Raw genomic sequence first — 20,740 nt, forward strand, 5'->3', positions numbered from 1 at the left:
GCGGGACCACCGGGGAGGGGCCGGCCGGCCCCGTCGCGACCTGAACCGCCGCTGTGCACGGGGAGTCGCGCTCCCCGGGGCGGTTCGTCACGGCTCGCCCGCCGCGGTCCGGGCGCGCCGGTGGGGCACGACCGCGACCGGGCACCCGGCGTGGTGCAGGGCCCGGTGGGCGACTCTGCCGAGCTCCAGACCGACGAGCGCGTCCCGTCGGCGGGCCCCGACGACCAGCAGGTCGGCGGCGTCGGAGCGTGCGGTCAGCACACGGTGCGCGGAGCCTTCGACCGTGCTCCTGCGGAGCCTCACCCCGGGGTAGTCGTCCGCCACCGGGTCGAGTGCCTTGTCCAGCAGGTCGGACGCCCGCTGCTCGGCGTGGACCCGTGGCGCGCCGGTCGGGAGCGGATGACCGGGGCCGGGCGCGGGGCGTCGCCACGCGCGTACGACGTCGAGCTCCGCGCCCCGCACGGCCGCCTCGTGGAAGGCGAACCGGACGGCCGCGGAGTCGACGTCATGCTCGCCGACACCGAGCAGCACCCGCCCGTGGCGTGCCGCCAGGCCCTGCGGGTCGCCTCGGACGACGACCACCGGGCACTGGGCGCGGGCGGCCACGACAAGGGCCACCGAACCGAGCAGCAGGTCGCGGAAGTCGCCTCGCCCCCGGGATCCGACGACCAGCAGCGCGGCCTCCCAGCCCGCCCGCAGCAGCGCACCGGCCGCGTCCTCCGCGAGGACGTCGGCGGTGACCTCCACCCCGGGTGCACGGAGCCGGGCGCGTTCCGTCGCGGAGGCGACGATGTTCTCGGCGAGGACCTGGCCCGAGGGCCGGTCGGCGGTCGTGGACGGCTCGACTCCCTCGTACCGCTCCCAGAGGGAGGCGTGGACGATGCGCAGCGGCAGTCCGTGCCGTGCCGCCTCGTCGGCGGCCCACTCCACGGCCGCGAGAGCGGGGCCGGAGCCGTCGGCCCCCACCACCAGGGGTCCTGTCACGAGCGGTCCCGTCACGAGGGGCGTTCCCATCGCGCTCACCGCCTTCCTCCGGGTCGGGGGGTGCCTGCTTCCACGCTCGCACCGGACGGAGGGGACGGGATAGGGCCGGTCGGTCCCGAGCACGGGCGACCCCGCCGGGCTCCGCACCCCGGCCTCCGGCGACAGGACCCCAGCCACCGCGCACCGCACCCGGGCGCCGGACCCCCATGACCGGCCCCGGCGGCCACCGCGCACCGCACCCCGGCGCCCCGGCGTTCGCCGCTGCCTACGCCTTCGTACTCGCGTTCGCGATCGCGTCCGACCTCGACGTCCGACCTCGACCTTTCGACCACGTCGCGTGACCGCCCGGTGCCTCGGCTTCCGCTCGGGGCCGGTCCCGGTCCAGACTCGGGGAAGGTCTCCCCTGCCGTGGCGCCTCGCCGATGCGCCTCCCGGAGCGGTGACACGAGACGTCACGGGTAGGAGAACAGCATGGACGGCACTCTCTGGCTCATCGTGGCCGCGGTTCTCCTGCTCGGCTTGGCGGGATGCGCGGCCGTTCTGCTCGTACGCGTCTTCAAGGCCCGCAGGCTGCTGATGGACGCCGGTGTCCCGCTGCAGTCCAAGGCCCTCTTCTGGGCCGCCGTGGTCTACACGATCTCGCCGATCGATCTCATCCCGGACCCGGTCTACCTCGACGACATCGGCGTCCTCCTGATCGCCCTGAAGGCGCTGCACGCGGCCGCCGCCAAGACCGGTGCGTACCCGAAGGCGCGGTCCGCGGGGGCGGAGAACCCGGTCGGCGGCCCGGAGAGGGTGCCGCCGTCCTCCTGACGGGGAGCGGCACGGGGAGTGCGGACGCGTCCTGCGCGGCCGGTTCCTCCGGAGCGGCCGTCCTCCCGGACGGCTGTCCTTCCGCGTGACCGGCCGCCGCACCCACGCCGCAGGTCCCCCCAGCAGCCTCCGAGCCGGTCTCCACCGCGGTCTTGCCTCCCGGCGGCGACCGCCGTCGGACCGTCGACGTGCGCCGACGTGCGCCGACGGGTCGGCCGGGTTCAGATGGGAAGTGTCCGGGACGTCGGGCGCAGACGCCCCCGGCGGGCAGGCCGGACGAGATGCCCGACGAGATGGAGGTGCCTGGCATGACGACCGACGCGGGTGCGTCCCGGCACCGTGAGAAGGCGCTCACCGTCACCACCCGCGGCCAAGGGCACCGTCACCACCCCGACCAGGGGCGCCGCCGTGCCCCGGCCGGCGCGCGACTGACCCGGGACCCGCGCACGTGAGAGACGCGCCAGAGGCGGAGGAACCGCCGCGCCTGCTGCTCGTCGTCGGCGTCTCCGGATCGGGAAAGTCGACGGTGGGCCGGCTCCTCGCCGAGCGCCTGGGCTGGACGTACCGGGACGCGGACGCGTTCCACCCCGAGGCCAACCGCGCCAAGATGGCCGCCGGTCACGCCCTGACGGACGCCGACCGGGCCCCGTGGCTCGCGGCGATCGCCCGGTGGATGGACGAGGCGATCGCGGCCGGCCGGAACGCCGTGGTGACCTGCTCCGCGCTCAAGCGCGCCTATCGCGACAGCCTGCGGACGGGACGCCCGGGCGTCCTTCTGGTCTATCTGCACGGCTCGCCCGAACTGCTGCGCTCCCGGCTGGCCGGGCGGCACGGCCACTTCTTCCCGTCGGCGTTGTTGCGGAGCCAGTTGGCGGACCTGGAGGAGCCGATGCCCGACGAACACCCGCTGGTGGTGGAGGTCGACCAGCCTCCGGAGGCCGTCGTCACGGGCGTGCTGTCGCTGATGGGCCCCCGTTCGGGCGCCCGGAGCCGGCCGGACGGCCCCGATGCGGCCGGGGCCGTCCCCGCCGACGCGGGCGGCGGCGGTGCCGTGGCGCCCGATCCCTCGGGCGAGTCGTGGCGGCTGTCCCACGGGAAGCAGCACGCGGTGGTCGTCCAGCTGGGCGCCGCGCTGCGCGAGTACGCCGTGAACGGACGGCCGGTGCTCGACGGGTTCTCCGCCGGCGCCACGGTCACGGGCGGGCGCGGTCAGCTGCTCGTCCCCTGGCCGAACCGCGTGGGCGACGGCCGCTACACGTTCGGCGGCAGGAGCCTGCAGCTCCCGCTGACCGAGGTGGAGCGGAACAACGCGATCCACGGCCTGCTGCGCTGGACCTTGTGGAAGCTGCTGGCCCGCACCGGCGACGCGGTGACGGTCGGGACGACGCTGTGTCCGCAGCCCGGGTATCCGTTCCTGCTGGACGTCCGGGTCGAGTACCGGCTCGGACCCGACGGACTCGGCACCGCCGTCCACGCCACCAACGTGGGCACGGCCCCGGCGCCGTACGGGGTGGGCCAGCACCCCTATGTGACGGTCGGCACCGAGCTCGTCGACAGTGCCGTGCTGACCGTTCCCGCGCGGTACGTGCTGCGCACCGACGCCCGGGGCCTGCCGACCGGCCGCGAGCCCGTCGACGGCACCCCGTACGACCTCCGCGCCGGCCGCGCCCTCGGCGGTCTGCGCCTGGACACCGCCTTCACCGGGCTCGACCGCCGCCCCGACGGGTGGGCGGTGGTCCGGCTGGCGCATCCGGACGGCACCCGCGGAGTCGCTGTGCGGCTCGGCGAGGGGACCCGCTGTGTGCAGGTGTACACGGGCGACACCCTGGGCGACGCGGACCGGCGCCGCCGGGGGGTCGCCGTGGAGCCGATGTCCTGCCCCCCGGACGCCTTCCGCAGCGGCACCGACCTCACCGTGCTGCCGCCGGGTGGGTCCCATGTGCTGCGGTGGGGTCTGAGCCCCTGGGGGTACGCGTGACCCGGCCGGGCGAGCCGGCGACGGCGACCGCCATGACCGCGCCGGCCTTCCGGGCGCTCTACGAGCGCCTGCGGAGCCGGGCGGCGCGGGCGGCGGTGGACGGGCGGCCGGGAGCTCTGTGCCATCTGACCCCGGAGCGGGTGGCCGCGGCGGCCGCGGAGGTGCGGCTCGGGCGCACGGTCTCCCTGGCGGCCCCGATCGAGACGATGCCGGGCCCGGACGACCCCGAGCCCGCCGTGCACCGGATGACCGGCCCCGGCCCGGACGACGCCGGCCCGGACGCGCTGCGCTTCGCCACGGACCGTTTCGCCATGAACGTGCACGGCGACGCGGACAGCCATCTCGACGCCCTCTGCCACGTGCTGTTCGACGGGGGACTCTACGGCGGGGTGCCCGCGAGCACCGTGACGCCCGAGGGTGCCCGCGCGCTGTCCGTGGACCTGCTCGCGGACGGACTCGTCGGCCGGGGCGTCCTGCTGGACGTCCCCCGGCTGCGCGGCGTGCGCTGGCTGGAGCCGGGCGACCACGTGACCCTGGGCGACCTGACGGACGCCGAGGCCGCGCAGGGGGTGCGGGCCGGACCGGGCGACCTGTTGTTCGTCCGGACGGGACACCGGCTGCGGCGCACCGAGCTGGGGCCGTGGAACGCGGCCGAGGCGCGGGCCGGTCTGCATCCGACCGCCGTGGAGTTCCTCGCCGACCGCGAGGTGGCGGCCCTGGGAGGTGACGGCAACAACGACACCGCCCCCGGAGCGGTGGCGGACGTCGCCTTCCCCGTACACGTCCTGGCCATCCACGCCCTGGGCATCCACCTCATGGACTACCTGAGCTTCGAGGATCTCGCGCCGGTCTGCGCGGAGACCGGACGCTGGAGCTTCCTGTGCGCGGTCGCGCCGCTGCGGCTGGCCGGGGCCACGGGATCGCCCGTGAACCCGGTCGCGGTGCTGTGAGCGTGGCGTGCTCCGGGGCGCCGCTCCGGTCGCCTGCCCCGGGGAAGGCGGATACGTTCGACGGGGGCGGGACCGCCGGTCCCGCCGGCGGGGTGCCAGGTGCCTGACACCGGGTCGGGGCCGTGATCCCAAGGATGGTGGTCGCCGTGGGCGACGCGTCTCACTACGACGTCATCGTCATCGGCACCGGTGCGGGCGGAGGCACCCTCGCCCATCGGCTCGCGCCGTCGGGCAGACGCGTCCTGCTGGTCGAGCGGGGCGGTCGTCTGCCACGTGAACGGGACAACTGGGACTCGACGGCCGTGTTCGTCAAGGGCAGGTACCGGGCCCCGGAGTTCTGGCTGGACAGGGACGGCACGGAGTTCCCGCCCGAGGTCAACTACTACGTCGGCGGCAACACCAAGTTCTACGGGGCCGCGCTCTTCCGGCTGCGCCCGGAGGACTTCGGCGAGATCCGGCACCACGGCGGTCTCTCGCCGGCCTGGCCGATCGGCTACGAGGACCTGGAGCCCTACTACACGCAGGCCGAGCACCTGTACCTGGTGCACGGACGGCACGGCGAGGATCCGGGCGAGGGCCCGGTGAGCGCGCAGTACGCCTTTCCGCCGGTGGAGCACGAGCCGCGCATCCAGCGGTTGAGCGACGACCTGGAGAAACGCGGCCTGCACCCGTTCCACCTGCCGATCGGGGTGAACCTCACGCAGGAGGACGGCGGGCGGGCCACCCACTCCAGTGTCTGCATCCGCTGCGACCGGGTCGACGGGTTCCCGTGCCTGGTGCGCGCCAAGTCCGACGCCGAGGTGATCTGCGTCGAGCCGGCCCTCCGGCACCCGAACGTCGAGATGGTCACGCACACGCGGGTGGTCCGCCTGGAGACCGACGCCGGCGGACGCAGTGTCAGCGCGGTCGTCGGACGTCTGCCGGACGGATCCGAGGTCCGCTACACGGCCGACGTGGTGGTCGTCTCCTGCGGGGCGGTCAACTCCGCGGCGCTGCTGCTGGCCTCGGCGAACGAGCACCACCCCCGTGGTCTCGCGAACAGCTCCGACGTGGTCGGCCGGTTCTACATGCGGCACAACAACCTCGCCCTGATGGCGGTGTCCAGGGAACCCAACGACACCCGGTTCCAGAAGACCCTGGCCCTGCACGACTGGTATCTGGGCGCGGACGACTGGGACTTCCCGCTGGGCGGCATCCAGATGCTGGGCAAGTCGGACGCGGAACAGATCCACGGCGAGGCTCCTCGGTGGGCGGGGGCGGTGACCCCGGACATGCCGTTCGAGGTGCTCGCCCATCACGCCGTCGACTTCTGGCTCTGCGGCGAGGACCTGCCGCTGGCGGACAGCCGGGTCACCCTCGACGGTGACGGACGCATCCGGCTCGCCCTCGACGAGAGGAACAACATCGAGGGACTCCAGCGCCTGCGGCACAAGCTGCAGAAGATGCTGGGGCACCTGGGCATGCACGAGCACCATCTGCTGTCCCGCAGCATCTACCTGCACAAGGGCATGCCGATCGGCGCGACGGCGCACCAGGCGGGCACGGTGCGCTTCGGCACCGACCCTGCCTCGTCCGCGCTGGACGTCAACTGCAAGGCCCATGACCTCGACAACCTGTACGTCGTCGACACGAGCTTCTTCCCGAGCATCGGGGCGGTCAACCCGTCCCTGACGGCCATCGCCAACGCCCTGCGGGTGGGCGACCACATCCTGGCCCGGCTGGGCTGAGGCGGCCGCCAGACCCTTGGCCCGTCGGGACGAAAATGCTGTGCCCAACGGGCTAACGGGGTTTCCGGGGAGATGCCGACCGCCCCCGTCGGTGGTTGCGTGACGATGCCCCGCCGCGCGCACGCCGGCGGGGCGCCATCGCGCAGCGAGGAGGCAGGACGGCATGAGTTCCACCGAGGGAGCACCGCAGGGGGTGATCCCGGCGCGTCTGCTGCACGGCCAGAAGGCCCTGGTCACCGGCGCCAATTCGGGCATCGGCAAGGCCACGGCGATCGGCCTGGGCCGCGCCGGCGCCGATGTGGTCGTGAACTACGTGGCGGGGCGCGAGGCCGCCGAGGAGGTGGCCCGGGAGATCGCCTCGTTCGGGGTGCGGGCCGCGGCGTACGAGGCCGACGTGTCCCGGGAGGACCAGGTCGTCGCCATGATGGACCGGATGGTCGAGGAGTTCGGGACCGTCGACATCCTGGTCGCCAACGCGGGACTGCAGCGTGACGCCGCCGTCGCGGACATGACCCTCGCCCAGTGGCAGAAGGTCATCGACGTCAATCTCACCGGCCAGTTCCTGTGCGCGCGGGAGGCGACGAAGGAGTTCCGGCGCCGCGGCGTCGTCCCCGAGGTGTCCCGGTCCGCCGGGAAGATCGTCTGCATGAGTTCCGTGCACCAGGTCATCCCCTGGGCGGGCCACGTGAACTACGCCTCGTCCAAGGGCGGCGTCCAGATGATGATGCAGACCCTGGCCCAGGAGCTCGCGCCGGAGAAGATCCGGGTGAACGCGGTCGCCCCGGGGGCGATCAAGACGCCGATCAACCGCTCGGCCTGGGAGACCCCCCAGGCGCAGGAGGACCTCCTGAAGCTGATCCCGTACCACCGGATCGGCGAGCCCGAGGACATCGCCCACGCCGTGGTGGCCCTCGCCTCCGACCTCATGGACTACGTGGTGGGGACCACCGTGTACGTCGACGGCGGAATGACGCTCTTCCCGGGCTTCGCCACCGGCGGATGACCCCCTCCCGGCCCTCCACGACCACGAACGGCGCAGGCACGCATGCCCACCTCGCTCCATCTGCTGGCGGATGCCCCGGCCCAGCTCCTTCCGGCCCGGGAACTCATGGCCTTCACCCTGGCCTCCCACATCATCCTGGTGCCCCTGGGCGTGGCCTTTCCCTTCATCACGCTGGTCATGCACTACCGCGGGCTGCGCCGCGACGACGCCACCGCGCTGCTCCTGGCACGGCGCTGGTCGGCCGTCATGGCGGTGCAGTTCGCGCTCGGCATCGTCACCGGCACGGTGCTGTCCTTCGAGTTCGGTCTGCTCTGGCCCGGCATGATGGGCAGGTGGGGTGACGTCTTCGGCATCGGATTCGGTGTCGAGGCGTGGGCCTTCTTCCTCGAGGCCGTGCTCATCGCCATCTACCTGTACGGATGGCGCCGGCTGAAGCCCCGGACACACTTCCTGCTGGGACTGCCGCTTCCGTTCGCCGCCCTGCTCGGAGCCTTCGGCATCCTGGCCGCCAACTCCTGGATGAACACGCCGCGGGGCTTCTCCCTCGACTCCGAGGGCGACCCGGTCGACGTGAACGTCTGGAAGGCGATCTTCACGCCGATGTTCGGGCCCCAGTACTGGCACTTCGTCGTGGCGATGGTCCTCACCGCGGGCTTCGTGGTGGCCGGCGTCTATGCCACGGGCTGGCTGCGCGGCCGCCGCGACCGCTACCACCGGCTCGGCTTCGCCGTTCCCTTCACCATCGCCGCGATCGCCGCCCCCGTGCAGTTCGTCCTCGGCGACTCCATCGCCAGGTCGGTGTTCCACAAGCAGCCCGTGAAGTTCGCCGCGCTGGAGATCGTCTGGAAGACCGACACCCGGGTCCCGGAGTACCTCTTCGGGCGCCTTCAGGAGGACGGGTCCGTCAAGGGGGGCATCAAGATCCCCCTGCTCGACTCGTTCCTGGCCGGATTCAGCCCGAACACCGAGGTCGTGGGGCTGACCTCGGTGCCGGCCGACCAGCGCCCCACGGTCACTCAGGCCACCATCGCCCACTGGGCCTTCGACATCATGGTCCTGATCGGCTCCGTGCTGGTGCTGCTCGCCCTGTGGTACGGACTCGTCTGGCTGCGGCACCGCCGGCTGCCCGCCTCCGCGTGGTTCTACCGCGCCGCGGCCTGCGCCGGTGTCGCCTCGGTCGTCGCCGTCGAGTGCGGCTGGATCGCCACCGAGGTGGGACGCCAGCCGTGGATCGTCTACCAGAACATGCGGGTCGCCGAGGCGGTGACGGCGACCCGCTCCACCAGCCTGTGGATCATGCTGGGGGTGGTGATGGTGGTGTACGTGCTCCTCTTCGGCTCCTTCCTCGTCATCCTGCTGAAGATGCGCACGCGCTGGCGGCTCGCCGACGAGCGGCGGGCGGACGACGGGACGGGCCTGGCCCCGGAGCACGACCTCCCCTACGGCCCCCGAGCGCCGCGTCCGCCCGACGACGTACCGGCCGCCCGGGGCGGAGCCGACCGGCCCGGAGGTGACCGCCGGTGACCGCCGACCTGATCGCCGTGGTGCTGCTCCTGGCGGTGACCGCGTACGCCTGCGCCGGCGGCACCGACTACGGAGCCGGGTTCTGGGACCTGACCGCCGGAGGGGCGGAGCGCGGCCGGCGCCCCCGGTGGCTGGTCGACCACGCCATGGCGCCGGTGTGGGAGGTCAACAACGTCTGGCTGATCTTCGTGCTCGTCCTGATGTGGACCGGCTTCCCGGTCCTCTTCCAGACGGTGTTCTCCGCGATGTGGCTGCCGCTGGCCCTGGCCGCCGTCGGCCTGGTCCTGCGCGGCGCCGGTTTCGCGCTCCGCAAGCCCTCCCGACGGCTCGCCGGCCGGCGGCTGTACGGTGCCGTCTTCGCCGTGGCGTCGGTCGTCACGCCGTTCTTCCTGGGCGCCGCAGTCGGCGGGGTCGCGTCGGAGCGCGTGACTCCGGGCACCGAGGCCTCGGCCGACGTCTGGACCGGCCCCACCTCGCTCGTCTTCGGCCTGGTCGCGATCGCGACCTCGGCCTTCCTCGGCGCGGTGTTCCTCACCGGGGACGCCCGCAGGTTCGACGCGCCCGACCTGGTCGCCTACTTCAGGCGGCGGGCACTGGGCAGTCTGGCCGTGCTGACCGTCCTGGCCGTGGTCACCGGCTTCGTCGCCCACGAGGACTCCCCCTACGTGTGGCACGGGCTGACCCACGGGCTGGGGCTGCTCTTCGCCGTCGTGGCGGGAGCGGCCGCGCTCGCCACGGCCTGGCTGCTGCTGAGGACCCCGGGGACGTGGGTGCGCGTGACGGCGGTCGCGGTGGTCGCGTCCGCCGTCGTCGCCTGGGGCATGGCCCAGCGGCCGTATCTGCTCCCCACCTCGCTGAGCGTGGCCGACGCCGCGGGCGCGCCGGCCACCCTGACGTGGCTGGCGGTCGTCTCGCTGGTGGCCCTGGTGCTCGTCGTGCCGGCCGTCGTCCTCCTCTACTGGCTCGACGCGCACGGCGAGCTGGAGGAGCTCTCGGACTCCGAGTTGCACGGAGGGAGTCACCCGTCCGGTGACGGTACGGCACCCGACACCTGATCGCCTGCTCGTGCCCGTGCCGTCCCCCTCGTGCCCGTGCCGTCCCCCTCGTGCCCGGACTCCGCGGAAGGAGGCAGTGTGACCGACGACGAGATCCTCATCGGACTCGCCCTGACGGTGGTGCTCGCCACCGGTTCGCAGATCCTGGCGAACAAGATCCGCGTCCCTGCCCTGATCATCCTGCTTCCCGTCGGTTTCACCGCGGGGGCGACGACGGACCTCATCCATCCGGACCATCTGCTGGGACCGGACTTCTCGGCCCTGGTGTCGTTGGCCGTCGCGGTGATCCTCTACGACGCCGGCCTCGGGCTCGACCTGCGCAAACTCGCGCACCACACCCGGGGGATCGTGGGCCGGCTGCTCGTGTACGGCGTCCTGCTCACCTTCCTCGTCGTCGGGGCCGTGGCCCCGGCGATGTTCAGCATGCCGCTGCACGTGGCGGCGATGCTCGGGATGATCCTCGTCGTCTCGGGTCCCACCGTCGTCGGGCCGATCCTCGACTACGTGCGGCCGAGCGACAAGGTGCGACGCATCCTGATCTGGGAAGGGACGCTGACCGACCCGATCGGCGCCATCCTCGGCGCCCTCACCTTCCACGCGGTCGCCTCGACGCACAAGATCGACATCGGTCGGGGCTACCAGCTGGGGCAGTTCCTCCTCAGTCTCTCCGTCGGACTGGCGGGCGGCGTCGTGGGCACCGTGGCGCTGTGGTTCGCCCTGCGCACCCTCCGGCTCGGTGAGACACTGGGAACACTGGCTCAACTCGCCGTCGTCATCAGCGTGTCGGCGGGCTGCGACGTCGTGCGGGACGACACGGGTCTCATCGCCGCGATCGTGACGGGGCTGGCCGCGGCCAACGTGCGCGGCTTCGACATGCCGTCGCGGCGCCCCTTCTTCGAGACCTTGATCCAGCTGATCATCGGTCTGCTCTTCATCTCCATCTCCGCGACCGTCACCCCGGCGTCCCTGGTGCCGGTGCTTCTTCCCTCCCTCGGGCTGATCGCCATCCTCGTCCTGGTCGTCCGGCCGCTCGTGGCCTTCGGCGCCGCGGCGCACACCGACCTCACCAGGGGGGAGCGCGCCTTCGTCGGATGGATGGACCCACGCGGCATCGTCGCGGCGGCGACGGCCTCGACCTTCTCCGCCAGTCTGGTTCAGCGGGGGGTGGCCGGGGCGGCGAAGATCCTGCCCGTCACGTTCCTGGTGATCGTGGGGACGGTTCTCCTGTACGCGCTGACAGCGGCGCCGGCGGCCAGACGGCTGGGCGTCGTCAAGGCGGCGGGCACGCGCGTCCTCCTGGTGGGGGGCGAGCCGTGGGTGGTCGATCTGGGACGGGCCCTGCGGTCCGCGGGCCTCGAGGTCCTGATGTGGGCGGGACTCGACGAGCAGCGGGAAGCGATCAAGGGGGCGGGCCTCGCTCTGGCCAAGGGCGACCTGCTGGCCACGGCCATCAATCCCGGCGCTCGTCTGGAGGGTGTCACGGCCGTCTTCCTGGCCACCGACGACGACGACTTCAACGCGCTCGCCTCGATCGTCATGCAGGACAACGTCGAGGGTCCCGTCTACCGGGTGGGTCCGCCCCACGACAGCCATGGCGTGGTGGCCCCGTACACCGGCGGCGACATCCTCTTCAGCCGCTCCCTGGTCCGAAAGGCCCTCGCGGAGCGCTACCGACGCGGGGCCCGGTTCCTGGTGCAGCCGGCCACGGTGCCCCCGCCTCCGGGGCACGACACGCTCTTCGTGGTGCGGGCCGACCACCGGCTGGATCCCGTCACCGAGAGGCAGGAGACCGTGGCCCAGGAGGGTGACACGGTCGTCCTGCTCGGGCCCGCGCCCAGCACCGCCCCGCGCTGACGCGCGCGGGGCGGTGCTGGGCGCGGGGCGGTGGTGGGCGCGGGGCAGTCTCTCCCCGCTACTTCCGGGCGTCCCGGAGCATCGAGTCGAGGGTGATGGCCGCGTCGATCAGGGCCAGGTGAGTGAAGGCCTGCGGGAAGTTGCCCAACTGGCGCCCCGTCAGGTCGATTTCCTCGGAGTAGAGGCCCAGGTGGTTGGCGTACGTGAGCATCTTCTCCAGGACCAGCCTGGCGGCGTCGAGGCGCCCGGCCCGAGCCAGCGCGTCGACGTACATGAACGTACACAGCGAGAAGGTGCCCTCGGAGCCGCGCAGCCCGTCGGGTGACGCCTCAGGGTTGTAGCGGTAGACGAGGCTGTCGCTCACCAGCTCGCGCTCCATGGCGTCCAGGGTGGACTTCCACATCGGATCGTCCGGAGTGATGAAGCCGACCGTCGGCATGCGCAGCAGCGACGAGTCCAGCACGTCCTCGCCGTAGTGCTGCACGAAGGCCTGCTTCCGCGGGTCCCAGCCCCGGTCGAGCACCTGGCCGTAGATCTCGTCCCGCGCGTCCACCCAGCGCCCGCCGGCGGCGGGACGCCCGTCGTCGTAGGCGATCCGCACCGCACGGTCGAAGGCCACCCAGGACATCACCCGGCCGTAGGTGAAGTCCTTCCGGCCGCCACGGGTCTCCCAGAGCCCTTCGCCGGGCTGGTCCCAGTGGTCGACCAGCCAGTCGAGCAGGGTGTGCAGCGCCTTCCAGCCCCCGTGGTCGAGATGCATGCCGTGCTCGTGCGCGAAGTAGATGCTGTCGAGCGCCTCGCCGTAGATGTCCAGCTGGAGCTGGTTCGCCGCCCCGTTGCCGATGCGGACCGGTGCGGAGCCGCGGTAGCCCTCCCAGTGGTCCAGGGTCTCCTCGACGAGGTCACTGGAGCCGTCGACCCGGTACATGATGTTCAGCGGCCCGGTGCCGTCGTCCTGACCGGCCTCCTGCTTCACACGGTCGTGCAGCCAGTTGATGAACGCGGACGCCTCTTCCGTGAATCCGAGGCCCAGCAGGGCGTACACCGAGAACGAGGCGTCCCGGATCCAGGTGAACCGGTAGTCCCAGTTGCGCTCCCCGCCCAGCTGCTCGGGCAGCCCCGCGGTGGGCGCGGCGACCACGGCGCCGGTCGGCGCGTAGGTCATGAGCTTCAGCGTCACGGCCGATCGCTCGACCGCCTCCCGCCAGCGGCCGGAGTAGGTCGACTGCCCCAGCCACGAACGCCAGTACCGCACCGTCTCGTCGAAGAGCCGCTGGAACTCCTCCGGGCGGACCTCGTGCGGGGGGCCCTCGGGGGCCGATTCCAGGACCAGGCCACGCTGCTGCCCCGCCCGCAGGCTCAGGGAGAACCGCACGTCGTCGGAGGCGCCCGGGAGGATGCTCAGCAGGCGCTCGTCCTGCGGCCCACGGACGGGGTGGACGGCGAGGTCCAGGCCTTCGGAGGTGAACAGGGCGCCGTGCTCGGAGAGGTGCAGTTCGTGCGGCTTGCGGCCGTAGTCGAAGCGCGGAGCGATCTCCCCCTCGAACGTCATGCTGCCGCGCACGCAGCGGAGCATGCGGACGATGCGGTGCCGGTCCGTCGCGGTCGTCCCGGTCACCGGCATGAAGTCGACGACCTCCCCGGCCCCGGCCTCCGTCATGAAGCGCGTCACCAGGACAGCGGTGTCCGGATGGTAGAGCTGCTTGGTGGTGTAGGTGCCCCCGGCCGGCCGGACGGTGAAGTGGCCGCCCTTGCGCAGGTCGAGCAGGGAACCGAAGACACTGGGCGAGTCGAACCGCGGACAGCAGAACCAGTCGATCGTCGCGTCGGTCGTCACCAGGGCGGAGGTCTGCAGATCACCGATCAGCCCGTGGTCCTCGATCAGGGGATACGTGTCCATGGAGGGCCCCTTTCAGCCCGGGTGGCCCGCTCGGGGCGCCGGCGCGCCGCAAGCGAGACGGGCCGAACGGCACCCGCCCAGCTTAGGACGGCACGGTCGGCCCGTCCTGGCGAGGGGACGGCACGAGGGTGCTGCCGCTGCGCGGGTCCGGTGATCGCCCTACCGTGAGGTGGGGTGACCCCGTCGAGGGAGCCTCCGTGCGGGTGCCGGAAGAGCACCTGACTCCTCCGCGTGAAGGAGGCCCGGCATGGGCGTCAAGACGTCCTGGGCGGCTCGGTTCAGGTTGCGCCAGCGCGTCATGGCCAGCCTGTGGTTCGGGCCGACGCTCGGCCTCCTCCTCGGCATCCTGCTCGCCGAGCTCGCCCTCCTGGCCGAGGGCACGAAGTTGCCCGGCGACTGGCGCTACTCCGCCACGACGGCGAGCGGCGTGCTCACCGCCATCGTGGGTGCGATGGTGGCCCTGCTCGGATTCGTCGTCACCATCGGCGTGCTCGTGGTGCAGCAGGCCACGGGCACCCTTTCCCCCCGCTACATGCGCCTGTGGTACCGGGACCGGCTGCAGAAGGCGGTGCTGGCGACCTTCACCGGGACGTTCGCGTTCTCCTTCGGGCTGCTGCGCCGGGTCGAGACCGGATCGGTCCCCGACCTCGGGGTGACGCTGGCCGGCGCGGCGGTGGCCGTCAGCCTCGTGCTCCTGCTCGTGTACCTCAACCGGTTCACCCACAGACTGCGGCCCGTGGCCATCGCCGAGCTGGTCGCGAACCTGGGCGAGACCGTCTTCACCGAGGGTGCCGAGGCGGTCCGAGGCGCCGCACCTCGCGGCGACCGGTCTCTCCCGTCCGGCGGTCCGGTGATGCGCGTCCGTACCGAACGCGGCGGCGCCATCCAGGCTTTCGACGTGTCCGGTCTGCTCGCCGAGGCGGCCCGTCACGACTGCGTCTTCGTCGTGCCGCGGCTGATCGGGGACTTCGTACCGCCCGGCGCCGTGCTCGTCGAGGTCCATGGGGGCAGGTCCCGGCCGGATCCGGAGCGGGTGGCCGGTCACGTGGCCCTGGGGGCCGAGCGCACCATCGAACAGGACCCCGCCTTCGCCCTGCGCGTCCTCGTCGACATCGCCATCAGAGCGCTGTCCCCGGCGGTGAACGACCCCACGACCGCCGTGCAGGTGATCAACCACATCGAACGGTTCCTGCACACGGTCGGCACGCCCCGCCTTCCTGGTCGCTACGTCCTGGCCGACGCTCACGGGAACGCCCGGCTCGTACTCCCGGGGCGCACCTGGGACACCTACCTCCAGCTGGCCGTCTGCGAGATCCGCGACTACGGAGGCACGTCCGTCCAGATCTGCCGCAGGCTCCGCGCCCTGCTCGACGGCCTGCTCGAAGCGCTCCCTCCGGAGCGGCATCCCGCTGTCCTGCGGGAGTCGAGCCTCCTGCGCGAGTCGGTGGAGCGCGCCTTCGCCGACCCGGCCCGCCGCGCCCTCGCCCAACAGGCCGACCTCCAGGGCATCGGCGGATGGCCCGGGGGGTGACGAGCGGGGGCGGCGGGCGCCCCGGGGGGCGGACGGCAGCGGGGCCGACGCGGTCGCCACGGACCGGCCCCTTCACCGGGCGCAACGATTCCCCCTCCGGCCCACCCGCCCGAGCCGCCGGGCCCCGCCCTCGGCGTCGTCCCGCCCGGCGCACCGGGCGGGACGACGTCCCCCGTAGGCTCTGCCCATGAACGACACCACACTCCCCACCGAGCTGGGCAGGATCGTCACCGCCGCCTGGATCGGCAGGCACCCGGGCGACGGGGGCGACTTCCCCATGCTGCTGGCCTACTCCCCCGGTGACGGCACCCTGGGAGGGGCGGCCACCGGCGCAGCCATGCGCGATCTGCTGGCCGCATGGGGCATGCGGCCGGGCCGGCTGGTCGAGAACCCGGAGATACACGGCACTGCGCTCGAGGTCGCGGTGGACGGGATCGACGTCCGCGTCACCGGTTTCCCCGGCCTGGAGATCTCCAGGCCCACGTCCGCCGCATGGACGGCCGTCGCCCGGGAACGGGGCCGGATCCTGCTGGTGGTGACCGCCCGGACCTGGCCCGAAGGGCCGGAGGCCGGCCCGAAGGAGACCTTCGCGTTCGTGGAGGACGAGCGCACCCTGGCGCTGGCCGCCACGATGCTCCTTCCCCTGACCTGAGCGGTATCTGGCGGGACGGCCACGCGGCAGACCGTGGCGGGCTGTCGTGTGTCGTCCCCTGACGGACCCATCGCCACCGCCCTGGCCTTCGGCGCCTGGTTCACGGGGCTGCGGCACCTGCCGGCCGGCCGTCGGGCTGATCGGGCTGATCGGGCTGCTCAATCCCGTCACCGGCGTCCTGCTCGGCACCGTCGTGGCGGGAGAGACGCTGACGGTTAAGCAGCTGTGCGGGCTCGTCCTCGTCCTGACCGGAGTGGTCGCGGGCCGGCCCGGGTCCGCGAGCCGCCGCGACACCGGCGGGACCCCTCCGGCCTCCGGCGAGCGGACGGCGCAGACACCGACCGAGCGCACCGCCTGCTGAGGGGTCCCGCGAACCGCTAGCGTCACTTCCCATGATCGTATGGCTCAACGGCACCCATGGCGCCGGCAAGACGACGACCGGCACGCTCGTACAGCAACTGATCCCGGATTCAAGGGTCTTCGACGCCGAGAAGGTCGGCGAGACCCTCATGGACATCAGGCCGGGGCTGCCCGAGACGGACAACTTCCAGAACTGGCCGCCGTGGCGGCCGCTCGTGGTCGAGACCGCCCGACGCGTACTCGACTACACCGGAGGCACCCTGGTGGTGCCGATGACCGTCCTGGTCGAGCGGTACTGGCGCGAGATCGCCTCGGGGCTCGCCCACCACGGCATTCCGGTACGGCACTTCGTCCTCCACGCCGACCAGGACACCCTGCGCGCACGCATCGCGGGCGACACCGTCCTCGGCCCGGACTCCCCGTTCCGGCTCCGCCACCTCGCGCCCTACGCGGAGGCGGCCCGCGGCTGGCTGCACGCGGAGGCCGAGGTCGTCGACACCACGCACCTCACACCCTTCCAGGCCGCCCTGCGGATCGCGGCGGCCGTCGAGGAGTGAGCGACCCGGCCGCCCCGCCGGCCCCCTGCGCCCCTCCCCCGGCAGAACGCCCGCGGCATCGCGATCAGCGGTCAGCGGACATCGGCCACGCCGGCGCGAGCCGGGCGGCCCGCCTGGCCGTCCCGATCGTCACGGCGACGGTGGCGGCCGTGATGAGCAGGACGGCGGCGAGGGCGGCCAGGGTCGCGGCGTCGGGGTGGGCGAAGGACTGGCCGCGGCCGGCCTGCCAGGTCACGACGGCGACGAGCCCGGTGTAGCCGAAGGCCGCGGAGCCGACGAGGCGGGCCTGCACCCGCTCACTGCGGAGCCAGGCGTGGCGGGCGGCAAGAGCGGCCAGGACGGCGGCGAGGACGAGCAGGACCTGGATGCCGTGCAGGGCGAAGAAGTGCGGGACCCGGAAGTCGCCGCCGGTGACGCTCCAGTGGGTCAGCGGCATGCCGTTGCCGTCGGGGTCGCCGATGCCGTGCCCCTGGTAGAGGGGTACGGCATGACCGTTGGCGTCGGTGACCGTGCGCTCGTTGATCTCGGTGACCATCCAGAAGACCGGGATGAGCATGCCCACGACCGCCAGACCGGTGCCGGCCCGGACGGCCCGGTCGAGGGCCGGGCCGCCGGTGCGCTGGACCAGGACGGCGACGCCGATGACGAGCTGGGCGATCACGATGACCATCACGCCGAACGTGAGGACCGGGGTGAGGGCCAGGGTCACGGGGTCGGTCCGGTCGGCGTTGAAGTGGCTGACGGTGCCGCGCGCCGCCTGGGCCGTGACCGCGCCGACCTCGGCGACCACGGTCACCGCGAAGACGGTGCCGAACCAGCGGGCCAGGCGCCTGCCCTTCACGAGCCGGGGCAGCAGCCAGGACAGGGTGGCGGCGTAGAGACCGAAGGCGAAGGCGAACTTCAGCGGCTTGTACCAGACCGGCTCCCCCAGGAGCAGTCGGTCGTCGACGGCCAGGCCGACCCCGCAGACGAGGACGAGGGACGCCATGAGGCCCGAGCAGACCAGCAGGGGCCGGTGCCGGCCGGGGACGCGTGCGGGGGCGGGCGTGGTCGCCATCAGAGGATCCCATTCCGTGCGGCACGGCCCGGCCCCGAGGCCGCGACCGCGACGGTCAACGTTTACTTGTCAGCGAACGTAACTTGCATTCACTAAATCGTCAACGTCAATTGTCAGTAAACTCGCAGGCATCGCGGCTAGTTGAGCCGCAGATTGCAATGAGTATGAAGCTGAACGCAAAGCGCCTCGCCCTCTGCTTGCAATGACTGCAGGCGAACGCAAGACTGTCCCGAGATCGCCCACCGCCCCGCCGCGCCGAGCGGGCCAGGCCACAGGAGGTGCCCGTGCCGGGAGGCCGGCTGACCCACCAGGACCGGGAACGGATCGCCGAGGGACTGGCCGCCGGCCTGACCTACACGGAGATCGCCACCCGGATCGACCGCCCCCTGTCCACCGTGACGCGCGAGGTCGGCCGCAACGGCGGCCCCGACTCCTACCGGGCCGACCGGGCGCAGGCGGCCACCCGGGACCGCGCCCGCCGGCAACGGCCTGTGGCGCGCCCGGCCCCGGCCGCCGACACCGGACCGGCACGGCAGGGTGCCCCCGGCGCCGTACGGGAGGATGACCCGGACGCCGTAAGGGAGTTGGAGGACGGCTTCACCGCCGTCATGGTCGGTACCGGGCTGCCCCGCATGACCGCGCGCGTCCTCGCGACGCTCTATCTCACCGACAGCGGCAGCCTCTCCGCCGCCGAGCTCGCCGAGCGCCTGGCGGTCAGCCCGGCCTCGGTGTCCAAGGCCGTCGGCCAGCTCGAACAGCAGGAGCTCATCCGCCGCGACCGCGACCCCCGCCGACGCCGTGAACGCTATGTCATCGACCAGGACGCCTGGTTCCGGGGCTGGCTGGCCAGTGCGCGCCAGAACGGCACACTGGCCGACTTCGCCCACGCCGGGGCGCGCACCCTCGGCCCCGACTCACCGGCCGGAGCCCGGCTCCACGACATCGGCGACTTCTTCCGTCACGTCGGAGAGGCGATGGTCCAGGCCGCCGAGCAATGGCAGCGGGACCGGACCGGCGGGCCGGGCGCCGGCGGCACCTCGCTCCCCTGAGGCCGGCAGGACGCCGGGGAGGCCGCCGCGCCCGACCGCGCCCCGGACGTCGGGACCGTTCCCTCGCACGCCGCGTGACGCCGCGTCACCTGCGGTCAGCGGCGGACGCGGGGCATGCCCAGGCCGATCCAGGAGATGATCTCGCGCTGGATCTCGTTGTTGCCGCCGCCGAAGGTGAAGATGACGGCGGAGCGGTAGCCGCGTTCGAGGTCGCCGTGGAGGACGGCGCCGGCCGAGCCCTCCTTCAGGGCGCCGGCGGCGCCGGTGATCTCCATGAGCCAGGCGTAGGCGTCGCGACGGGCCTCGGAGCCGTAGACCTTGACGGCGGAGGCGTCCTGCGGGGTGAGCGTGCCGTTCTGGACGGCGTTCACCATCTGCCAGTTGAGGAGTTTCATCGCGTCCAGGCGGGCGTGGGTGCGGGCCAGGGTGCGACGGACCCAGCCGAGGTCGAGGACCCTGCGGCCGTCGGCCAGCTTGGTGTCGGCGGCCCAGCGCTGCACGTCGTGGAGGGCGCGGATCGCCATGGTGCCGTGGGCGGCGAGGGTCACGCGCTCGTGGTTGAGCTGATTGGTGATCAGCCGCCAGCCCCTGTTCTCGTCACCGACCCGGCGGGAACAGGGCACGCGGACGTTCTCGTAGTAGCTCGCGGTGGTGTCGTGGGAGGCGAGGGTGTTGATGAGCGTGCAGGAGTAGCCCGGGTCCGTCGTCGGCACGAGCAGCATCGTGATGCCCTTGTGCGGCGGGGCGGCCGGGTCGGTGCGGACCGCGAGCCAGACCCAGTCGGCGGTGTCGCCGTTGGTGGTCCAGATCTTCTGTCCGTCCACGACGTAGTGGCCGGTGGTCTGGTCGCCCTCGCGGACCGCGCGGGTCTTCAGGGCGGCCAGGTCGGTGCCCGCGTCGGGCTCGCTGTAGCCGATCGCGAAGTCGATCTCACCGGAGAGGATCCTGGGCAGGAAGTACGCCTTCTGCTCCTCGGTGCCGAACTGCATGATCGTCGGACCGACCGTGTTGAGCGCCATCAACGGCAGTGGCACCCCGGCCTGTGCGGCCTCGTCGAAGAAGATGAACTGCTCCATCGGCGAGAGACCGCGCCCTCCGTACTCCTCGGGCCAGCCCACCCCCAGCCAGCCGTCCGCGCCGAGGCGGCGCACGGTCTCGCGGTAGAAGCGCTTCTGGGCGGCGGGATCGGCGTACCGGGCGTGGACGTCCTCGGGCACGAGCTCGGCGAAGTACGCACGCAGTTCGGCGCGCAGCCGGTGCTGGGCGGGGGTGTACTCGAGATGCATGGCGTCTCCCGTGGCTCGGTGCTCCGCGCGGTGCGGCGCCACGGTAGAACGTGTTCCACAAATGGGGAAGGCCCGTGCGCCGGCCGGTGGCGTACGGGCCCGTTCCCCGCGTCCCTCAGGGGAGCAGCTCGTCCATGCAGGCGCGCCCCTTCTCCGCCATGCGTCGTTCGGCCCAGGCAAGGCTCTTCGGGTTCACGTCACGGCCCGAGGCGAGGACCACGTCCTCGGCCGTGTACTCACCCTCGGAGCCGGCGTGCAGCAGCCGGTCGGGCGTCGGAATGTCCCCCGGGACCCCCCGGGACGTCTTGTCGGTGTCACCGTTCATGCCGCGGCCTCCTGTTTCTGCAGACTTCTGCAGGCACTCGCCATTCTCGTGTCCGGCACCCCGTCCCGCATCCGGGCGCCGCCGCGTTCCCCGGGGCCCTGCCCGCCCTCCGCTCGCGCCGGTCCCGGGGCACCG

Annotated in this window: 19 protein-coding genes; 14 read left to right on the forward strand and 5 right to left on the reverse strand. The window is 72.7% G+C overall.

What is annotated here, in order from left to right:
* Positions 1-87: 87 nt before the first annotated feature.
* A complete protein-coding gene (locus ACGF1Z_RS13425; protein ID WP_393003224.1) occupies positions 88-1,014 on the reverse strand; it encodes a universal stress protein in 927 nt (308 codons plus the stop codon).
* A 441-nt stretch (positions 1,015-1,455) separates the two neighbouring features.
* Between ACGF1Z_RS13425 and ACGF1Z_RS13430 the strand changes: the two genes are divergently transcribed.
* The 9 genes from ACGF1Z_RS13430 to ACGF1Z_RS13470 all read left to right on the forward strand — a co-directional run bounded on the left by ACGF1Z_RS13430 (position 1,456) and on the right by ACGF1Z_RS13470 (position 11,888).
* On the forward strand, positions 1,456-1,797 hold the full coding sequence (locus ACGF1Z_RS13430) for a YkvA family protein (protein WP_393003226.1): 342 nt from the start codon (positions 1,456-1,458) through the stop codon (positions 1,795-1,797).
* A gap of 308 nt (positions 1,798-2,105) precedes the next feature.
* Complete coding sequence (locus ACGF1Z_RS13435; protein WP_393003228.1) at positions 2,106-2,249, forward strand: hypothetical protein; 144 nt, start codon at positions 2,106-2,108, stop codon at positions 2,247-2,249.
* Positions 2,246-3,775 carry a gluconokinase, GntK/IdnK-type gene (locus ACGF1Z_RS13440; RefSeq protein WP_393003230.1) on the forward strand — a complete coding sequence of 510 codons (1,530 nt, stop codon included), beginning with the start codon at positions 2,246-2,248 and terminating at the stop codon, positions 3,773-3,775. Before ACGF1Z_RS13435 ends, ACGF1Z_RS13440 begins: the two co-directional genes overlap by 4 nt.
* Before the next feature lie 32 nt (positions 3,776-3,807).
* The gene (locus ACGF1Z_RS13445; RefSeq protein WP_393004169.1) at positions 3,808-4,725 is read left to right on the forward strand and encodes a cyclase family protein; all 918 of its coding nucleotides are present in this window, start codon (positions 3,808-3,810) and stop codon (positions 4,723-4,725) included.
* A gap of 134 nt (positions 4,726-4,859) precedes the next feature.
* Complete coding sequence (locus ACGF1Z_RS13450) at positions 4,860-6,452, forward strand: GMC oxidoreductase (protein WP_393003232.1); 1,593 nt, start codon at positions 4,860-4,862, stop codon at positions 6,450-6,452.
* Positions 6,453-6,615: 163 nt separating this feature from the next.
* Positions 6,616-7,455, forward strand: coding sequence for an SDR family oxidoreductase (locus tag ACGF1Z_RS13455; RefSeq protein ID WP_393003234.1), 840 nt, complete (start codon positions 6,616-6,618; stop codon positions 7,453-7,455).
* Positions 7,456-7,497: 42 nt separating this feature from the next.
* Entirely contained in the window at positions 7,498-8,979 is a 1,482-nt protein-coding gene (locus ACGF1Z_RS13460) for a cytochrome ubiquinol oxidase subunit I (RefSeq protein WP_393003236.1), read from the forward strand.
* Positions 8,976-10,034 (forward strand): cytochrome d ubiquinol oxidase subunit II, encoded by a 1,059-nt coding sequence (locus ACGF1Z_RS13465; protein ID WP_393003238.1) that lies wholly within the window; start codon positions 8,976-8,978, stop codon positions 10,032-10,034. Before ACGF1Z_RS13460 ends, ACGF1Z_RS13465 begins: the two co-directional genes overlap by 4 nt.
* A gap of 78 nt (positions 10,035-10,112) precedes the next feature.
* Positions 10,113-11,888: a cation:proton antiporter gene (locus ACGF1Z_RS13470; RefSeq protein WP_393003240.1), complete on the forward strand. Its 1,776-nt coding sequence runs from the start codon at positions 10,113-10,115 to the stop codon at positions 11,886-11,888.
* A 58-nt stretch (positions 11,889-11,946) separates the two neighbouring features.
* Here ACGF1Z_RS13470 and ACGF1Z_RS13475 read toward each other — a convergent pair whose 3' ends face one another.
* Entirely contained in the window at positions 11,947-13,788 is a 1,842-nt protein-coding gene (locus ACGF1Z_RS13475; protein ID WP_393003242.1) for a glycoside hydrolase family 15 protein, read from the reverse strand.
* Positions 13,789-14,035: 247 nt separating this feature from the next.
* On the opposite strand from ACGF1Z_RS13475, the gene ACGF1Z_RS13480 reads away from it, so the two are divergent.
* The 4 genes from ACGF1Z_RS13480 (at position 14,036) to ACGF1Z_RS13495 (ending at position 16,888) form a co-directional block, all read left to right on the forward strand.
* Positions 14,036-15,319 (forward strand): DUF2254 domain-containing protein, encoded by a 1,284-nt coding sequence (locus ACGF1Z_RS13480; RefSeq protein WP_393003244.1) that lies wholly within the window; start codon positions 14,036-14,038, stop codon positions 15,317-15,319.
* Positions 15,320-15,506: 187 nt separating this feature from the next.
* The gene (locus tag ACGF1Z_RS13485; protein ID WP_393003246.1) at positions 15,507-15,971 is read left to right on the forward strand and encodes a DUF5949 family protein; all 465 of its coding nucleotides are present in this window, start codon (positions 15,507-15,509) and stop codon (positions 15,969-15,971) included.
* A gap of 46 nt (positions 15,972-16,017) precedes the next feature.
* On the forward strand, positions 16,018-16,332 hold the full coding sequence (locus tag ACGF1Z_RS13490; RefSeq protein ID WP_393003248.1) for a DMT family transporter: 315 nt from the start codon (positions 16,018-16,020) through the stop codon (positions 16,330-16,332).
* A 31-nt stretch (positions 16,333-16,363) separates the two neighbouring features.
* Positions 16,364-16,888, forward strand: a complete 525-nt coding sequence (locus ACGF1Z_RS13495) for an AAA family ATPase (protein WP_393003250.1) — start codon at positions 16,364-16,366, stop codon at positions 16,886-16,888.
* A gap of 64 nt (positions 16,889-16,952) precedes the next feature.
* Here the strand turns inward: ACGF1Z_RS13495 and ACGF1Z_RS13500 are convergent, their stop codons facing one another.
* The gene (locus ACGF1Z_RS13500) at positions 16,953-17,945 is read right to left on the reverse strand and encodes a hypothetical protein (protein WP_393003252.1); all 993 of its coding nucleotides are present in this window, start codon (positions 17,943-17,945) and stop codon (positions 16,953-16,955) included.
* 284 nt (positions 17,946-18,229) lie between these two features.
* On the opposite strand from ACGF1Z_RS13500, the gene ACGF1Z_RS13505 reads away from it, so the two are divergent.
* On the forward strand, positions 18,230-18,994 hold the full coding sequence (locus tag ACGF1Z_RS13505) for a MarR family transcriptional regulator (RefSeq protein WP_393003254.1): 765 nt from the start codon (positions 18,230-18,232) through the stop codon (positions 18,992-18,994).
* A 95-nt stretch (positions 18,995-19,089) separates the two neighbouring features.
* On the opposite strand, the gene ACGF1Z_RS13510 is transcribed toward ACGF1Z_RS13505, so the two are convergent.
* Together ACGF1Z_RS13510 and ACGF1Z_RS13515 are read right to left on the reverse strand one after the other, a co-directional pair.
* The gene (locus ACGF1Z_RS13510) at positions 19,090-20,280 is read right to left on the reverse strand and encodes an acyl-CoA dehydrogenase family protein (protein WP_393003256.1); all 1,191 of its coding nucleotides are present in this window, start codon (positions 20,278-20,280) and stop codon (positions 19,090-19,092) included.
* 115 nt (positions 20,281-20,395) lie between these two features.
* On the reverse strand, positions 20,396-20,605 hold the full coding sequence (locus tag ACGF1Z_RS13515) for a hypothetical protein (protein ID WP_393003258.1): 210 nt from the start codon (positions 20,603-20,605) through the stop codon (positions 20,396-20,398).
* Positions 20,606-20,740 lie beyond the last annotated feature (135 nt).

The sequence above is a fragment of the Streptomyces sp. NPDC048018 genome (assembly GCF_043202995.1).
Lineage (GTDB): Bacteria > Actinomycetota > Actinomycetes > Streptomycetales > Streptomycetaceae > Streptomyces.